The sequence below is a fragment of the Rhodanobacter sp. Root179 genome (genome assembly GCF_001428465.1).
Taxonomy (GTDB): Bacteria; Pseudomonadota; Gammaproteobacteria; order Xanthomonadales; family Rhodanobacteraceae; genus Rhodanobacter.
Window position 1 is genome coordinate 18,100 of record NZ_LMHR01000082.1, and the last position, 15,464, is coordinate 33,563.

20 protein-coding genes are annotated in these 15,464 nt (G+C 67.9%); 9 read left to right on the top strand and 11 right to left on the bottom strand.

Annotated elements, in window-relative coordinates; genetic code table 11:
• Nucleotides 1-8: 8 nt before the first annotated feature.
• Genes ASD82_RS11605 through ASD82_RS11630 form a run of 6 tightly spaced genes read left to right on the top strand, consistent with a single transcriptional unit; the run spans nt 9 to nt 4,772 of the window.
• Complete coding sequence (locus ASD82_RS11605) at nt 9-629, top strand: hypothetical protein (RefSeq protein WP_056717991.1); 621 nt, start codon at nt 9-11, stop codon at nt 627-629.
• 43 nt (nt 630-672) lie between these two features.
• Nucleotides 673-1,083, top strand: a complete 411-nt coding sequence (locus tag ASD82_RS11610) for a hypothetical protein (protein ID WP_056717992.1) — start codon at nt 673-675, stop codon at nt 1,081-1,083.
• Entirely contained in the window at nt 1,076-1,270 is a 195-nt protein-coding gene (locus tag ASD82_RS11615) for a helix-turn-helix transcriptional regulator (protein WP_007806678.1), read from the top strand. The genes ASD82_RS11610 and ASD82_RS11615 overlap by 8 nt, the downstream gene beginning before the upstream one ends.
• 9 nt (nt 1,271-1,279) lie before the next feature.
• Nucleotides 1,280-2,839, top strand: coding sequence for an alpha/beta hydrolase (locus tag ASD82_RS11620; protein WP_056717993.1), 1,560 nt, complete (start codon nt 1,280-1,282; stop codon nt 2,837-2,839).
• Entirely contained in the window at nt 2,836-3,570 is a 735-nt protein-coding gene (locus tag ASD82_RS11625) for an ATP-binding cassette domain-containing protein (RefSeq protein WP_056717994.1), read from the top strand. The genes ASD82_RS11620 and ASD82_RS11625 overlap by 4 nt, the downstream gene beginning before the upstream one ends.
• Complete coding sequence (locus ASD82_RS11630) at nt 3,567-4,772, top strand: ABC transporter permease (protein ID WP_056717995.1); 1,206 nt, start codon at nt 3,567-3,569, stop codon at nt 4,770-4,772. Before ASD82_RS11625 ends, ASD82_RS11630 begins: the two co-directional genes overlap by 4 nt.
• A 50-nt stretch (nt 4,773-4,822) precedes the next feature.
• Here the strand turns inward: ASD82_RS11630 and ASD82_RS11635 are convergent, their stop codons facing one another.
• Together ASD82_RS11635 and folE are read right to left on the bottom strand one after the other, a co-directional pair.
• The gene (locus ASD82_RS11635; RefSeq protein ID WP_056717996.1) at nt 4,823-5,146 is read right to left on the bottom strand and encodes a hypothetical protein; all 324 of its coding nucleotides are present in this window, start codon (nt 5,144-5,146) and stop codon (nt 4,823-4,825) included.
• A gap of 8 nt (nt 5,147-5,154) precedes the next feature.
• Complete coding sequence (gene folE, locus ASD82_RS11640; protein WP_056717997.1) at nt 5,155-5,757, bottom strand: GTP cyclohydrolase I FolE; 603 nt, start codon at nt 5,755-5,757, stop codon at nt 5,155-5,157.
• A 165-nt stretch (nt 5,758-5,922) separates the two neighbouring features.
• Between folE and ASD82_RS11645 the strand changes: the two genes are divergently transcribed.
• Nucleotides 5,923-6,567, top strand: coding sequence for a hypothetical protein (locus ASD82_RS11645; RefSeq protein WP_157599253.1), 645 nt, complete (start codon nt 5,923-5,925; stop codon nt 6,565-6,567).
• Nucleotides 6,564-6,776, top strand: a complete 213-nt coding sequence (locus tag ASD82_RS11650) for a helix-turn-helix transcriptional regulator (protein WP_056717999.1) — start codon at nt 6,564-6,566, stop codon at nt 6,774-6,776. Before ASD82_RS11645 ends, ASD82_RS11650 begins: the two co-directional genes overlap by 4 nt.
• Nucleotides 6,777-6,804: 28 nt before the next feature.
• On the opposite strand, the gene rmuC is transcribed toward ASD82_RS11650, so the two are convergent.
• The gene (rmuC, locus tag ASD82_RS11655; RefSeq protein ID WP_056718000.1) at nt 6,805-8,247 is read right to left on the bottom strand and encodes a DNA recombination protein RmuC; all 1,443 of its coding nucleotides are present in this window, start codon (nt 8,245-8,247) and stop codon (nt 6,805-6,807) included.
• 123 nt (nt 8,248-8,370) lie between these two features.
• Here rmuC and ASD82_RS11660 point away from each other — a divergent pair, with 123 nt between their 5' ends.
• The gene (locus ASD82_RS11660) at nt 8,371-9,564 is read left to right on the top strand and encodes an FAD-dependent oxidoreductase (protein WP_056718001.1); all 1,194 of its coding nucleotides are present in this window, start codon (nt 8,371-8,373) and stop codon (nt 9,562-9,564) included.
• 19 nt (nt 9,565-9,583) lie between these two features.
• Here the strand turns inward: ASD82_RS11660 and ASD82_RS11665 are convergent, their stop codons facing one another.
• The 8 genes from ASD82_RS11665 to ASD82_RS11700 form a co-directional block, all read right to left on the bottom strand.
• The gene (locus tag ASD82_RS11665) at nt 9,584-10,756 is read right to left on the bottom strand and encodes a class I SAM-dependent rRNA methyltransferase (RefSeq protein ID WP_056718002.1); all 1,173 of its coding nucleotides are present in this window, start codon (nt 10,754-10,756) and stop codon (nt 9,584-9,586) included.
• Between the two features lie 52 nt (nt 10,757-10,808).
• On the bottom strand, nt 10,809-11,144 hold the full coding sequence (locus ASD82_RS11670) for a VOC family protein (protein WP_056718003.1): 336 nt from the start codon (nt 11,142-11,144) through the stop codon (nt 10,809-10,811).
• Nucleotides 11,145-11,169: 25 nt separating this feature from the next.
• Nucleotides 11,170-11,604 (bottom strand): hypothetical protein, encoded by a 435-nt coding sequence (locus tag ASD82_RS11675; RefSeq protein ID WP_007806653.1) that lies wholly within the window; start codon nt 11,602-11,604, stop codon nt 11,170-11,172.
• 28 nt (nt 11,605-11,632) lie between these two features.
• Nucleotides 11,633-12,811, bottom strand: a complete 1,179-nt coding sequence (locus ASD82_RS11680) for a glutathionylspermidine synthase family protein (protein WP_056718004.1) — start codon at nt 12,809-12,811, stop codon at nt 11,633-11,635.
• On the bottom strand, nt 12,811-13,350 hold the full coding sequence (locus tag ASD82_RS11685; protein ID WP_007806646.1) for a DUF1190 domain-containing protein: 540 nt from the start codon (nt 13,348-13,350) through the stop codon (nt 12,811-12,813). The genes ASD82_RS11680 and ASD82_RS11685 overlap by 1 nt, the downstream gene beginning before the upstream one ends.
• A gap of 78 nt (nt 13,351-13,428) precedes the next feature.
• A complete protein-coding gene (locus ASD82_RS11690) occupies nt 13,429-13,920 on the bottom strand; it encodes a hypothetical protein (RefSeq protein WP_157599254.1) in 492 nt (163 codons plus the stop codon).
• 26 nt (nt 13,921-13,946) lie between these two features.
• Complete coding sequence (locus ASD82_RS11695) at nt 13,947-14,894, bottom strand: serine/threonine protein kinase (protein WP_056718006.1); 948 nt, start codon at nt 14,892-14,894, stop codon at nt 13,947-13,949.
• 88 nt (nt 14,895-14,982) lie between these two features.
• Complete coding sequence (locus tag ASD82_RS11700) at nt 14,983-15,423, bottom strand: hotdog fold thioesterase (RefSeq protein ID WP_056718007.1); 441 nt, start codon at nt 15,421-15,423, stop codon at nt 14,983-14,985.
• Nucleotides 15,424-15,464: the final 41 nt, after the last annotated feature.

Genomic DNA, 15,464 nt, shown 5'->3' on the forward strand with positions numbered 1-15,464 from the left:
GCCACGTGATGACCCGTCTTTCGAACAAGAGCTACCAGTGGCAGACCCTGCTCAGCATGAGTGTCTACATCGTGCTGCTGTTGCTGGTATGGCCATTGGCACGCACGGTGGAGGGCTGGGCGGCCAAAGGCCTGCTGGCGTTGGCACCGGTGCTGCCGATGCTCTACCTGTTCATGCTGATGGCCCGGCGTATCCGCGAGAGCGACGAACTGGAGCAGCGCATGCACCTGGTGGCGCTGGGCGTGGCCACGATGCTTACGGCGGCGCTCAGCCTGGTCGGCGGCTTTCTGGCGGCGGCGCACGTGCTCGCCATCGACGGATCGATCCTGATCTGGGTGTTCCCGCTGATGATGGCCAGCTACGGGATCGTCCGATCGGTGATGGTCCGGCGCTATGGCGGCGACATGTTTGCCTGCGCCGGCGATTCGGGCATTCCCGGTTACGTGCGCGCCTTGCTGGCCGCCGTGCTGATGACGGTGGTGGCCGCCTTTGCCTACATGAAGAACGACGATCAGTTGTGGGGCGTGTTCGCGGGGATGGCGGCGGCATTCATCGCTTTTGCCATGCTGCAGCTGATCCGTCACCGTCGGCAGAAGGCGGCGCTGGCAGATGACCGGAGGCAGGGATGAGGCCCGTGTCGTCGACCACACCATCAACCGGGGGACATGACTGATGGCCATGCGCGAAGTGCACAAGCGCTACCTGCGCGAATTCCTGCCGGCCATGGCCGCGTATGTCGTACTGATCTTCCTTTCGGCGCTGGTATTGGCCCGGGTCGACAGTGTCACCTGGCGCGTCGTGCTGGCCCTGCTGCCCCTGTTGCCCATCCTGCTGGCCATTCGCGCGATGGTTCGCGTGGTTCGCGACCAGGATGAACTCGAGCGGCGCATCGACCTGGAGGCGTTCGCGATCTCCGCCATGGCCACCGGCTTCGGCTTCTTCAGCTTCGGCCTGCTGATGGGCGCCAACGTGGGCTGGTCGGTGTCGGGGCAGGTGGTCGCCATCTGGGTGATGCCGTGCCTGTTCGCCAGCTTCGGCATCGCCAAGCTGCTGGTGCTGTGGCGCTATCGCAGTCATGAATAACCATGTGCGTGAACTGCGCGGCGCGCAGGCCTGGTCGCAGGCCGACCTGGCCGAGCGGCTGGATGTTTCGCGGCAAACCGTCAACGCCATCGAGACCGGCAAGTACGATCCGAGTTTGCCGCTGGCCTTCAAGATTGCCCGTCTGTTCGGGCAAACGATCGAATCCATTTTTGAACCTGGGGAGTGATACGTGAGCATGAAACCCGGAAAACGCATGGGCGTGATGGTCGCCGTCGCGGTGGCGATCATCTCGGCCAACCGCGTCGCCCATCATCGTGAGAAGGACCCGGCGCCACCTGCGCCGGCTTCGGCCTCGACTGCAGCCGTCGCACCCGCGCCGGCCGCCACCTGGAAACTCGGCAGCCTGACCCTGACCGCGTGCGAGCTTGCCGCCCCGAACAGCGGCCTGAGCACGGCGGCCTGGTGCGCGGACTTCCCCGTGCCGGAAAACCGGGCCGATCCGCACAGCCGCACGATCAAGCTGAAGCTGGCCGTGCTGCGTTCGCGGGCGCAGGTGGCCAGTCCCGACATGCTGGCCTTTCTTGCCGGTGGCCCGGGACAGGCGGCCACCGATTCAGCGGGCCAGGTGGCGACGGTGCTGAAGCCGCTGCTGGCCCATCGCCACGTGCTGCTGCTCGACCAGCGTGGCACCGGCGGTTCCAATGCGCTCAGCTGCAAGGAGTCCGCCGCCACGACCGCGCCGGACGACAGCACCTTCGACGCCGACAAGCTGCGCGCAGCGGCGGCGCAGTGCCTGAAGCTGCTGGCCGGTCGCGCCGATCCGCGCTACTACACCACCACGATCGCGGCGCAGGATCTGGAGGACGTGCGCAAGGCCATCGGTTCGCCGCAGTTCGACTTGCTCGGGGTGTCGTACGGCACGCGGATGGCGCAGCAGTACCTGATGCGTTTCCCGCAGTCGGTGCGCAGCGTGGTGCTGGACAGCGCGGTGCCGAATTCGCTGGCCCTGGGCGAGGACTTCGCCCGCAACCTGGACGACGCGCTGAAGGCGCAGTTCGCCCGCTGCACCGCCGAGCCGGCCTGCAAGAAGCAGTTCGGCGATCCGGACCAGACCCTGTACCAGCTGCGCGACGCGTTGCGGGCCAATCCGCACCAGGTCAGTTTTCGCGACCCGCAGAACTACCAGACGGTAAAGCAGATGCTGGACGAGGATTCGCTGGCCAGCGTGGTGCGCATGTTCGCTTACACGCCGGCCACTGCCGCGCTGTTGCCGCTGTCGATCGACGCGGCGGCGCATGGCGACGTGGGTCCGCTGCTGGGCCAGGCCAAGCTGCTGTCCGGCGAACTGTCGGAGCTGATGGGCAGCGGCATGCAGTATTCGGTGATCTGCAGCGAGGACGCCGACCTGCTGGCCGTGCGCCCGCAGGATGCGCAGACCATCCTCGGCACGCGCATGGTCGACGCGCTGAAGGCGGTGTGTTCGGTGTGGCCGAAAGGCACGCGCCCGGCCGATTTTCACGCGCCGCTGAAGACCGACAAACCGGTCCTGCTGCTGGCCGGCCAGTACGACCCGGTGACCCCGCCCCGCTACGCCGAGGAAGTGGCCAAGGGCCTGCCGAACGCGCGGGTGCTGACCCTCAAGGGCCAGGCGCACAGTGTCATGGCGACCGGCTGCACGCCGCAGCTGATCCAGCATTTCATCGAGAAGCTCGACCCGAAGACGCTGGACGCGAGTTGCCTGGACCGGTTGCAGCCGACGCCGATCTTCATCGACTTCAACGGAGCGACCCCATGATCGAGGTAAGGGATTTGCACAAGGCGTTCGGCGCGGTGAAGGCTGTCGACGGCGTCAGTTTCACTGCCCGCGACGGCGAGATCACCGGCCTGCTCGGCCCCAACGGCGCCGGCAAGACCACCACGCTGCGCATGCTGTACACGCTGATGGCGCCGGATCGTGGCCAGGTGCTGGTCGATGGCATCGATGCAGCGGCCGACCCGCTGGCCGTGCGTCGCCAGCTCGGCGTGCTGCCGGATGCGCGCGGGCTGTACAAGCGGCTCAGTGCGCGCGAGAACATCGACTACTTCGGCCGCCTGCATGGTCTGCCCGAAGAACTGCTGGCGAGCCGGCGCGAAGCCCTGGTCAAGGCGCTGGAGATGGGCGACATCGCCGACCGCCGCACCGAGGGTTTCTCCCAGGGCCAGCGGGTGAAGACCGCGATCGCCCGCGCGCTGGTGCACGACCCGCGCAACGTCATCCTCGACGAACCCACCAACGGCCTCGACGTAATGGCCACCCGTGCGCTGCGCCAGTTCATGACGCGGCTGAAAGAAGAGGGGCGTTGCGTGCTGTTTTCCAGCCACATCATGCAGGAGGTGGGCGCCTTGTGTGACCGCATCGTGGTGATCGCACACGGCCGCGTGGTGGCCGACGAAACGCCGGACGCGCTGCGCGCCCAGACCGGCGAGGACAACCTGGAGGATGCCTTCGTGAAGATCATCGGCAGCGAAGAGGGTCTCGCCGCATGAACGACATGTCCGCGAAAATCCGGCGCAGCAGCGCCTTTCTCACCGTGTTCCTGAAGGAGGTGAAGGAAAACCTGCGCGACCGCCGCACCCTGATGAGCGCCTTCCTCACCGGCCCGCTGCTGGGGCCGCTGCTGTTCGTGATGCTGATCAACCTCACCCTCAACCGCGAACTGGACAAGGCCGAGAAGCCGCTGCCGGTGCCGGTGCTGGGCGCCAAATACGCGCCCAACCTGATCGATGCACTGAAGGCCGGCGGCGTGGTGCCGGGCGCGGCGGTGGCCGATCCCGCGCAGGCCGTGCGCAAGCAGGATGCCGACGTGGTGCTGCGCATTGCTCCTGATTACGGCAAGGCGTGGCGCAAGGGTGAGCCGGTGCAGGTGGAGCTGTTCTACGACTCCTCGCGGCGTGATGCGAACACGTCGGTGGAGCGGGTCAGCGACCTGGTCGAGAACTATGCGCGGCAACAGGGTGCGATGCGACTGGTCGCGCGCGGGATGTCGCCCAGCACCGCGTGGCCGCTGCAGGTGGCCAAGCGCGACCAGGCCACGCCGCAGTCGCGCGCGGTGCTGATGTTCGCGATGCTGCCGTACTTCTTCGTGATCACCATCTTCATGGGTGGCATGTACCTGGCGATCGATCTCACCGCAGGCGAGCGCGAGCGGCAGTCGCTGGAGCCGCTGTTCGCCAACCCGGTGGCGCGCTGGAAAATCCTCTGCGGCAAGCTGGCGGCGATCTGCGCGTTCTCCACCGCGAGCCTGCTGATCACCTTGCTGGGCTTCGCCGTGGTCGGCCGCTTCATCCCCGCCGAGAAGATCGGCATGGAGCTGGACCTTGGCCTGCACTTCGCCACCTACGTGCTGCTGCTGATGCTGCCGCTGGTGCTGCTGCTGTCCGCGCTGCAGTCACTGGTGGCGGCGTTTGCCAAGAGCTATCGCGAGGCGCAGACCTACATCTCGCTGCTGATGCTGGTGCCGATCATTCCCAGTGCGCTGCTGTCGTTCATGCCGATCAAGGCGCAGGCGTGGATGTACGCGATCCCGCTGCTGGGGCAGAACCTGGGCATCATGCAGTTGCTGCGCGGCGATGGTGTCACCGGCGAACAGCTCGGCCTGTGCCTGGCCGGCAGCCTGGCGGCGGCCCTGCTCGCGGTGCTGGTGACCGCGCAGCTGTATCGCTCCGAGAAGCTGGCGATCTCGGCCTGAGCCAGGGGCGACCCCACCCCGGCCCCTCCCCTGCACGCAGGGGTGGGGCATTATCCGGGTGGCGCGGTCAGTTCGCGGGCGTTGAGGTAACCGTCGCGGTTGCGGTCCAGCTTGTGGAACTGGCGGCGCAGGTTGTCGCGGTTTTCCTGCAGCGTGATCGGCTGGCCGCGGCCACCGGGCAGTTCATCGGTTTCGATGATGCCGTCGCCGTTGCTGTCCATGTTGCGAAAACCCTGGCTCATGTAGGCCACGTATTCCGCCGCGCTGACCCGGCCGTCGCCGTTGCCGTCGAAGCGCCGCAGGTACTCCTCGCGGCTGGACTGGGCATGGGTCGCCGTCGATGCCAGCAGCAGGGCCGCGGCGGCAGCGACCACCCGCGTGTTCAGCGGCGGCCGCCGTGGATGCCGATGAATTGCAGGAACTCGGCGCGCGTCCTGGCGTCCTCGCGGAAGGTGCCCAGCATCTGGCTGGTCACCATCGACACGCCGCGCTTGTGCACGCCGCGGGTGGTCATGCACTCGTGGCTGGCGTCGATCACCACGGCCACGCCAGCCGGTTGCAGGGTTTCCTGGATGCAGTGGGCGATTTCCGCGGTGAGTTTTTCCTGCACCTGGAAGCGCCGCGCGTAACCGTCGACCACGCGCGCCAGCTTGCTGATGCCGACCACGCGGTTGGTCGGCAGGTAGCCGACGTGGGCGCGGCCGATGATCGGCGCCATGTGGTGCTCGCAATGGCTCTCGAACTCGATGTCGCGCAGCACCACCATCTCGTCGTAGCCCTCGACCTCCTTGAAGGTGCGCTTGAGGAAGTCGGCCGGATCCTCGGCGTAGCCGGAAAACCAGTCGCCGTAAGCCTTCACCACCCGCTTGGGCGTGTCGAGCAGGCCTTCGCGCGTGGGGTCTTCGCCGGCCCAGCGCAGCAGGGTGCGCACCGCCTCCTCGGCTTGTTCCTGGCTGACATCGTTCGGGTTGCGCTGGTCGCTCATGCGAAGGCCTCGGTATGCGGACGTACCAGTTTAGCGTCCGTGTCCAGTGGCGTCTGTGCAGCGCTCGTTCCGATGCCGGGCCGGTGCAAGCTGCTCCGCTGAAGGTCATGTTGACAGGACAATATGTAATGTATAACGTACATAACGTCCAATGGAGTAGACATCATGCCTCGATCCCTGCGTTATGCGGTGCTGATCCCGCTGTCGGTTCTCGCGTTCTATGTGCTGTTCGTGCTGCCGGACATCGACCTGGGCTGGCCTGGTGGCGTGGCCGTGCTGGGGGCGGCATGGCTGGTCTGGTACCTGCTGTGGTCGACCATGCGCGAATCGGCGGCCGCGGCGAAGACGGACGAGTCGATGGCGACGGTGTCCCCCGGCGAACAGCGCGCCTGGATCGGCGTGATCTTCACCGCGGCCATCCTCGCCTACTACGCCCTGCGCGGCTCGCAGATGGTCGCCGCGGATGGCTCGATGGCGCCGGAGGCCTCGGCGATCGGCCGGCACGTCGGCTGGCTGGTGGTCGCGTGGCTGGTGGTGATGCAGGTGTTGCGCAAGCGCTGGCGCGACACCGTGGAGGCCGACGAGCGCGATCGCCAGATCGAGGCGCGCGCCAGCGGGTGGGCACGCGGGGGGCTGTCGGTCTTCGTGCTGGCGCTGGCGGTGATGTTCGCGTTCTCGCCGCTGGATCATCTGGCCTGGGCAAGGCCGATGGCGATGTCCAACCTGCTGATGGCCGGCCTGATCGCCTCCTGCCTGCTCGAGTACGCGGTGACGGGCATCACCTACTGGCACGACCGGCGCGCCGCATGACCGGCACGCCGATCGACAACCTGATCCGCAAGCTGCGCTTCGAGCATGGCGAGATGACCCAGCAGGCGCTGGCGGATGCCTGCGGCATCACCCGGCAGACGGTGATCGCGCTGGAGGCGGGCAAGTACGCGCCCTCGCTGGAGCTGGCGTTCCGCATCGCCCATGTGTTCGGCGCGGGCGTGGAAGACGTGTTCCAGTGGAAACGGTGAGTGCCGTCTGTCCGCAGGCGCTTTCGTCCTACGGCGCGGTGGCGTCGTCACCACCGTCATCCAGCGCCGGCACATCGTCCAGCAGCAACGGGCTGTCGCCGGACAGCGACTCCACGTCGCGCAGCTTGCGCTCGATCGCGCGGGTGCGCTGGCCGGCGCTGTCGATGCTGTTGCGGGCTGCGTCGAGTTGCTTGCGGGTCTTTTCCAGCACCACGCCGAACTTGCCGAACTCGTTCTTCACCGCGCCGAGGATCTTCCACACCTCGCTGCTGCGCTTGGCGATCGCCAGCGTGCGGAAGCCCATCTGCAGGCTGTTGAGCAGGGCGCTGAGCGTGGTCGGACCGGCCACGGTGATCCGGTGGTCACGCTGCAGGTTCTCGAACAGGCCGGGGCGACGGATCACCTCGGCGTAGAGGCCCTCGGTGGGCAGGTACAGCACGGCAAAATCGGTGGTGTGCGGCGGCGCCACGTATTTGCCGTGGATGCGCTTGGCCTCCTCGCGCACGCGCAGTTCCAGCGCGCGGCCGGCGGCCTGCGCGGCATCGGCATCGGAGGCTTCCTGGGCGTCGAGCAGGCGCTGGTAGTCCTCCACCGGAAACTTCGCGTCGATCGGCAGGTAGACGTGTTCGCCCTCGTCCTGGCCCGGCATGCGGATCGCGAACTCGACGCGGTCGTTGCTGCCCGGCACGGTGATCACGTTGGACGCGTACTGCTCGGCGGTGAGCATGTCTTCCAGCAGGGCGCCCAGTTGCACTTCGCCAAAGATGCCCCGCTTCTTCACGTTGGTCAGCACGCGCTTCAGGTCGCCCACGCCGGTGGCCAGGTTCTGCATTTCGCCCAGCCCGCGCTGCACCGCTTCGAGCCGCTCGGACACCAGCTTGAACGATTCGCCCAGGCGGGTTTCCAGCGTGGCGTGCAGCTTTTCGTCCACGGTGGCGCGCATCTGTTCGAGTTTCGCCGCGTTGTCCTGCTGGATCGCGCCAAGCTTGGCTTCCAGCGTGGCGCGCATCTCGCCCATGCGCTTTTCGTTGTCGGCGGTGAGCGCGGCCAGGCGCTGTTGCTGCTGTTCGCCCAGCCGGTTGAGGGTGGTGGCGATTTCCTCGCGGCCCTTGCGCGCGTCCTCGATCAGTCGCTGGGTCAATGACTGCAGGCCGTTGTCGGTGCGTTCGGTGAGCAGGGTCAGCCGCTGGCCGAAGCCGTCGATGCGCTCGGACTGCTGCTGCGACATGCCGTTGAGCTGTTCGCCCACGTGGCCGCGGAAGCGGTCGAAGCCCTGCTGCAATTCCTCGCGGCCGGCGCGCTGTTCCTCGCGCACGGTGCGTTCGACGCGGGCGCTGTCGTCCTTCAGCGTGTCCAGCTTGGCTGCGAGGCCGGGATCGCCGCGGCCGCGCAGCAGCAGCGCCACCTGCAGCAGCAACACCAGCGCGGCGAGGATCACGAGGACAATCAGCAGGGTTTCATTGAGCGGCATGGAACGTTTTCCCGGGGCAAGGCATCCAGTGTACGTCGAGCGGTCTCATTGGCTGCGCCCGGATTCATGTCGCCGTCGCCGGGGCGGTGCATCATGGGCGGAGGTTCAGCCCGGGAGAACGTCATGGAACATGTCCACGATTACCTGATCATCGGCGGCGGCATGGCCGCCGACGCCGCTGCCAAAGCCATCCGCGAGGTCGACGGCGCAGCGAACGTCGGCATCGTGGGCGACGATCCCGCGCCACCCTACCAGCGGCCGCCGCTGAGCAAGGCGATGTGGAAGGGCGACAAGTCGCTCGCGGACATCGACCTGGCCACCGCAGGGAGCGGAGCGACACTGCATCCGGGGCGGCGCATTGCCTCGCTGGATCGCGTCGCCCACGTGGCCCGCGACGACCGGGGCGACAGCTATCGTTATCGCCGGCTGCTGCTGGCCACCGGCACCACGCCGCGCCTGCTGCCGATCGATGGCGGCGAAAGGCTGATCCACTACCGCACGCTGGCCGACTACGAAGCGCTGCGCCGCTACGCCCGACCCGGCGCCTACATCGCCGTGATCGGCGGCGGCTTCATCGGCTGCGAGCTGGCGGCCTCGCTATGCAGCATCGGCGGCAAGGTGAGCCTGCTGTTTCCCGGCGAGACGATCGGCGCGGGCCGCTATCCCGATGGGTTGGCGCACTATCTCGACGACTACTACCGCAGCCGTGGCGTGGATGTGCGCAGCGGCGTTCGGGTCATCGGTGGCAGCAGGACCGACGGCGGCGTGGAGCTGAGCCTGTCCGACGGCGAGGTGTTGCGGGTGGAGGCGGCGGTGGCCGGCCTCGGCGTGACGCCGAACACCGCGCTGGCCGAGCAGGCCGGGCTCACCGTCGACAACGGCATCGTGGTCGATGCGCAACTGCGCAGCAGCGATGCGGACATCTGGGCCGCCGGCGACGTGGCCAATTTCCACAGTGTCGCGCTTGATCGCCGGATGCGCGTGGAGCACGAGGATGCCGCGATCGGCATGGGCCGGCATGCGGGACGCGCAATGGCCGGCGTGGCGGAAGATTACGTGGTCCAGCCGTTCTTCTACTCGGATCTGTTCGACCTGGGTTACGAAGCCGTCGGCCTGCTCGATACGCGGCTTCAGGTGGTCGAGGACTGGCGTGAGCCGTATCGCGAAGGCGTGGTGTACTACCTCGACGGCGGTCGCGTGCGCGGCGTGCTGTTGTGGAACACCTGGGACCAGGTCGGCGCCGCGCGCGAGCTGATCGCCGAGCCTGGCCCGTTCGATGCCGCCTCGCTGCGCGGGCGACTGCCCCGCGGCGCGTGACCCTCCTGCGGAAGCAGCTTCAATCCACCCGGCAGAACACCGCCTTCAGATAACGGCCTTCCGGCACGTCGGTGCGGACCGGATGATCGGCGCCGGCGCCGCGCACTTCCAGTACCTGGATCGTGCGGCCGGCGTTGAGCGCGACCCGGCGCAGCATTTCCAGGAACTCGCCTTCGCCGACCAGGCCGGTGCACGAACAGGTCAGCAGCAGGCCGCCGGGCGGGATGATGTCCAGCGCCATGCGGTTCATCGCGAAGTATTTCTTCAGCGCGTCCATCACCTTGCTGCGGTCGCGGGTGAGCTTGGCCGGGTCGAGGATCACCGCGTCGTAGCGCTCGCCGCGGGCTACCGCCGCGCGCACCCAGTCGAAGATGTCGGACTGCTCGAAGCTCACCGCGACGTTGTTCGCCTGGGCATTGGCGCGGGCGACTTCGAGGATGCCGGCGTCCAGGTCCACGCCGACGGCCTCGCGCGCACCGGCCGCCATCGCGTGCACCGCGAAACCGCCGGCGTTGCAGCACAGGTCGAGCACGCGGCGGCCCCTGGCCAGTTCGGCGAAGCGTTTGCGGTTGTCGCGCTGGTCGGCGAAGAATCCGGTCTTGTGGCCGGAACCCGGCGCGGCGTGGAAGCGCAGGCCGTGTTCGTGCACCTCGAACGCGGCGGGCACGTCGGGGCTGCGGCAGTCGAACGATTCCTGCTTCTGCACGTGTGATTCGGCGAACCAGTACAGCTGCGCGCCGGGGAAATGCGTGAGCAGGGCGGCGTGGATCGCTTCGCGGAACTTCCACATGCCGGCGGCGAAGTATTCGACCACGATGACGTTGGCGTAGCGGTCGACGATCAGGCCCGAAAGGTCGTCGCCTTCGCTGTGCACCACGCGCCAGGCGTCGCTGACCGCATCGAGTTGCAGCCAGTCGCGGCGCAGCTGCACGGCGCGGGCGATGCGCGCGGCGATCCACTCGGCGTCGATGCTGGCGTCGGGATGCGTATCCAGCAAACGCAACGCGATGCGCGCGTGGCCGTTCCAGAACGCGCGGCCGACGAAGCGGCCCTTCGCGTCCTGCACCTCGACCACGCTGCCCGGCGGCAGTTTCGATTCCGGCTTGTAGATCTGTGCCGACCACACCCACGGATGGCCGGGGCTGCGGTCGGATTTCAGGCGGATGACGGGGAGTGCGGCGGGAGTATTCATCCGCCCATGATAGCTGGTGGCCGGGCGCTGGCCGCCCTGCGACGGCGAATGCTCAGCCGGCTTGCACCACCGCCAGCTCGTTGCCGTGCGGGTCGAGGAACTGGAAGCGCCGCCCGCCGGGAAAGGCGAAGATCGGACGCACGATGCTGGCGCCGGCCGCGGTCACCGCGAGCAGTGCGGCCTCCAGGTCGTCCACCGCGAGCACCGGCAGCGGCGCGCGGGTGGCTTCGGTCGGATCGCCCTGCAGGCCGACGTCCACGTCGCCGGTCATGGTCGCCGCGTAGCTGGGACCGAAGTCCGTCAGCTCCCAGCCGAACGCCTGGCTGTAGAACGCCTTGGACGCCGCGATGTCGCTGGCCGGCAGTTCGATGTAATTGGGACGCGCCATCTCGGGTTCTCCGGTGTTGAATGAATCAGCGCAGTCGCAGCACCAGCCACGACAGCAGCGCCAGCAGGTTGATGCCGATCCGCGACACCGACGGCCCGGCAATCGCCAGCAGGAAACCCTGCGAGCCGAGGTGCCAGTCGATGCCCAGCCGCGGCGTCGACTGCAGCGTGGCGAACACGTTGACGAAGGCGCCGCAGTGCAGGCCGTAACTGAACACGGGCAGGGCGATCAGCGGCAGCTGCAGCAGCTGCGCCCAGCGCGACATCCGCACGCCCTGCTCGCTGCCGGCGACCAGCTGGATGCCGGCGGCCAGCACGAAGCCGTACAGCGCCAGGCCGAGCAGGGCGATCAGGCTGTCGTGGGCGCCGAATGGAAGCAGCCGGTGCAGCATCGCCGCCACCCCGTAGAAGCCGCCGGCGATTTCGAGGACGCCGATCAGGCGGAACAGAACAGTGCGCATGCGAAGCCCGGTTGGAAAAAATGCAAGCTTAGGCGATCAGTACGCCGCGCGCTTCCTCGACGATGGCATGCGGCACGAAGCGGGCGCTGTCCTGGGTCACCAGCGAGCTGTCCTCGCGGATGCCGATGCCGCAGGCGCGGTCGCCGACCACCCAGCTGCCGATCAGCGGATAGTGGCCGTCGAACGCGGTCAGCGGATGGCAGGCCTGGCGGATGCACGGGCCGTCGTACGGGCCGTCGGTGCGCAGCTCGCGGCCGTCGTCCAGGTGCATCGCGATGTTGGCGCCCTCGCGCGAATGCAGCGGCTTGCGCACCCAGCCGCGCGGCAGCGCGCCGCCCTGATCGAACTCGGCCGGCAGCAGGTTCGGGTGGCCGCGGTGCGCATCCCACAGCAGCGGCAGGATGCCCTTGTTGCTGAGCAGCGCCTTCCACGGCGGTTCGATCAGCTGCAGCCCTGAGCGCGGCAGGTACGGGCCGAACGTTTCGCGGAACAGGTCTTCCAGCGGGTACAGCTTGAACAGACAGCCGATCACCTGGTCGTCGAGGTCGGTGAAGCGGCCGTCCTCGGAGATGCCGATGTCCTCGATCGCCAGCGTGCCGCACTCGATGCCGGCCTGCAGCGCGCAGTCGCGCAGGTAGGCGATGGTGCCCTGGTCCTCGTTCGAGTCGCGCACGGCGGCGAAATGGAACGGTCGCGCGATGCCGCGGGCGATCGTGCCGAACGCCTCCACCAGCGATTCCTGGATCGAGTTGAACTGGTCGCTGCCAGCCGGCAGCTGGGCGCGCCCGAGCTGGTCCTCCAGCCATTGCCACTGGAAGAACGCGGCCTCGAACAGCGAGGTCGGCGTGTCGTAGTTCAGTTCGTAGAGTTTGGCCGGGCCGCTGCCGTCGTAGGCAAAGTCCATGCGCCCGTACAAATGCGGCTGACGCTCGCGCCAGCTTTGCGCGATCCAGTCGCGGTACGGCTCGGGTATCGCCAACTGCTGCATGAGCTGCTCGCTGCCCACGATGCGCTCGACCATGTCCAGCGCCATCGCGTGCAGTTCTTCGGTGGGCGACTCGATGTCGTGCTCGATCTCGCGCAGGCTGAAGGCGTAATACGCGGACTCGTCCCAGTACGGCGCGTCGTCGATGGTGTGGAAACCGAAACCGCAGTCCGCGGCCCTGGCGCGCCAGTCGGGGCGCTCGGCCAGCGCGATGCGGCGCATCAGCTGCCGAAACCGCGACTGCCGCTGGAGCGGCCGAAGCCGGAGCGGCTGGTGGTGACCGCGCGATTCGGCGTGGCGTTGATCGGCACCATGCCGGTGCCTGCGGTGCCGCCACGATAGACCCCGCCGCTGGCGCCGCCCGCCGCCGGCCTTTGCCAGCCGCCGTTGCTGTCGCGGAACGCGGGGGCGCTGTTGAAGCCGTTGGCGGCCACGCCGTTGCGCATCATCTGCGACAGGAAGAAGCCGGTCATCAGCGGGCCGAAGAACGAATGGTTGTTGCCGTCGCTGCGCTCGGCGCACTTCTCCTTGCCGTAGCTGGCCTCGCATTCCTCGCGGTTGGCGAAGCGCGGCGCGGTGGCCACCGCTTCCTGCTCGGCCTTGGCGAAGGCCTGGTTGCAGGTGCTGCTGTCATTGGTCTGCGCCACGCAGGCCTCGACCGAGGTGTACAGGCCTTCGCGCGCCTCGTTGCGGTCGCAGGCGGTCAGCAGCAGCGGGGCCGTGCCCATCAGCAGCAGGGCGGCGGTGCGGGATCGTTTCATGGGGATGCTCGGCCAGGGTATCCGCTCAAGCATGCCTGTTCGGGCGCCCGGATGAAAGTTCTTGCGAGGTGGTCGCCGTCAGGACGGCGATTGCGGCAGTGGCGGTGGCGACGCGGATGGCAGCAGGTCGACACGGCCGAGTATCACCAGCATCGCGATCGCCAGCAGGTTCACGCCGACGATGTAGTCACCATTCGAAGCACTGCCGGGGTAGATGCCCAGCGCGAACGAAGACCCCACCAGGCCTTGCAGGCCGAATTTGCTGCCGCCGTACAGCACGCCGAGCGCGCCGGTGTAGAAGAGGTAGCTGAAGCTGGCCGACTGAGCCAGGGGAATCTGCACGAGCAGCAGGCGCGTCGCCTGCAGCCCAAGGTCCTCGCCGAACCAGAGTCCCACCGCTGCGGCGCCGATGGCCAGGTAGATCAGCACGGCGACGGCGCACATCACGGGTGAGCCCGATGCCGTGGAGCCCATCGCATTGAAGCCGTTGATGATGCCGAGCACGGCGCCGGCGCCCAGCGTGATGCAGGTGGCCCGCACCATCCAGTGTGTTCCGTGGATCTTCGTCATGGCAGTTTCCCCCTGCCGCCATTCCATCACGCGCCGAGTTCGTCCGCCAGCTCGTGCAGGTCGGCGATGTGCTGTTCCCACCAGCGCGATTCGGCGGCGAACGGGAACGCGGTGGGGAAGGCCGGGTCGTGCCAGCGCGCGGCGATCCAGCCGGCGTAATGCACTTGGCGCATCGCACGCAGGGCGGGGATCAGCGCCAGTTCGCCGTGGTCGAAATCGCGGAACTGCTGGTAGCCCTCGAGCAGCGCCTCCATCGTGCGTTCGTCGCTGGCCAGCATCCACAGGTCCTGCACGGCGGGGCCGCTGCGGGCGTCATCGAAGTCGACGAAGTGCGGCCCGGCCTCGGTCCACAGCACGTTGCCCGGATGGCAATCGCCATGCAGGCGCAACTGGTGCAGCGGGCCGAGCGCCTCCATGCGCGCGCCGATGCCCGCGTCCAGCCGGGTCGCGGCGGCGCGGTAGTTGGTCTGCAGGCCGGTCGGCAGCAGCGACGAGGCGAGTACCGCATGCATCGGCTGCTGCACCATGGTGTCGCGGTCGAGCCTGCCGCGATGTTCGAACGGCGTGCGGGCGCCGATCAGATGCATGCGCGCGATCAGCCGGCCCAGCCACTGCAACTGGTCGACCGCTTCCAGCTCCGGCGCACGGCCACCGCGACGCGGGGTCAGCGCATAGCGGAAACCTTCGTGATGCAGCAGGGTGCGGTCGTCGAACGCGAGCGGCGCGACCGCGGGCAGTTCGGCGTCCGCCAGCTCCTGCGCGAACGTGTGTTCCTCGACAATCGCCGCATCACTCCAGCGCCCGGGCCGGTAGAACTTCGCGATGACCGGGGCGGCGTCCTCGATGCCGACCTGCCACACCCGGTTCTCGTAGCTGTTCAGCGCCAGCAGGCGACCGTCCGGCCACAGCCCGCAGGCGCTCACGGCGTCGAGCACGAGATCGGGCGTGAGGTTGCCATACGGCGCAGCCGCCATCAGGAAACGCGCCTCTTGCTTTCGCCTCCTCTCCCCGTGTCGGGGAGAGGATTGAGGTGAGGGGACGCTCTATCGAGATGCGGCGTGTTCAACGCGTGCCCATGCCGCGCGCCGCGATCACCGCCATGGTGATGCGCGAAATGCACACCAGCGCGCCTTCCTCGCTTTCGATGCGGATCTCCCATACCTGGGTGGTGCGGCCGATGTGCAGCATCTTGGCGGTGCCGGTGACGCTGCCGCCGCGCACGCCGCGGATGTGGTTGGCGTTGATGTCCAGTCCCACCGCCAGCTCCTTCGCCGGGTCCAGGGTCAGCATCGCGGCGGTGCTGCCCAGCGTTTCGGCCAGCACCACCGAGGCGCCGCCGTGCAGCAGGCCGTAGGGCTGGTGGGTGCGATGGTCGACCGGCATGGTGCCGGCCAGCCAGTCGTCGCCGACCGCGGTGATGCGGATGCCCAGCGTCTCCATCATGGTGTTGGCGCTCCATGCGTTGACGCGGTCCAGGTCGGTGGATTGTTTCCAGATGCTCATCGTTGATTCCCATGGATCGAGCCCGCATTGTCGTCCGGGGT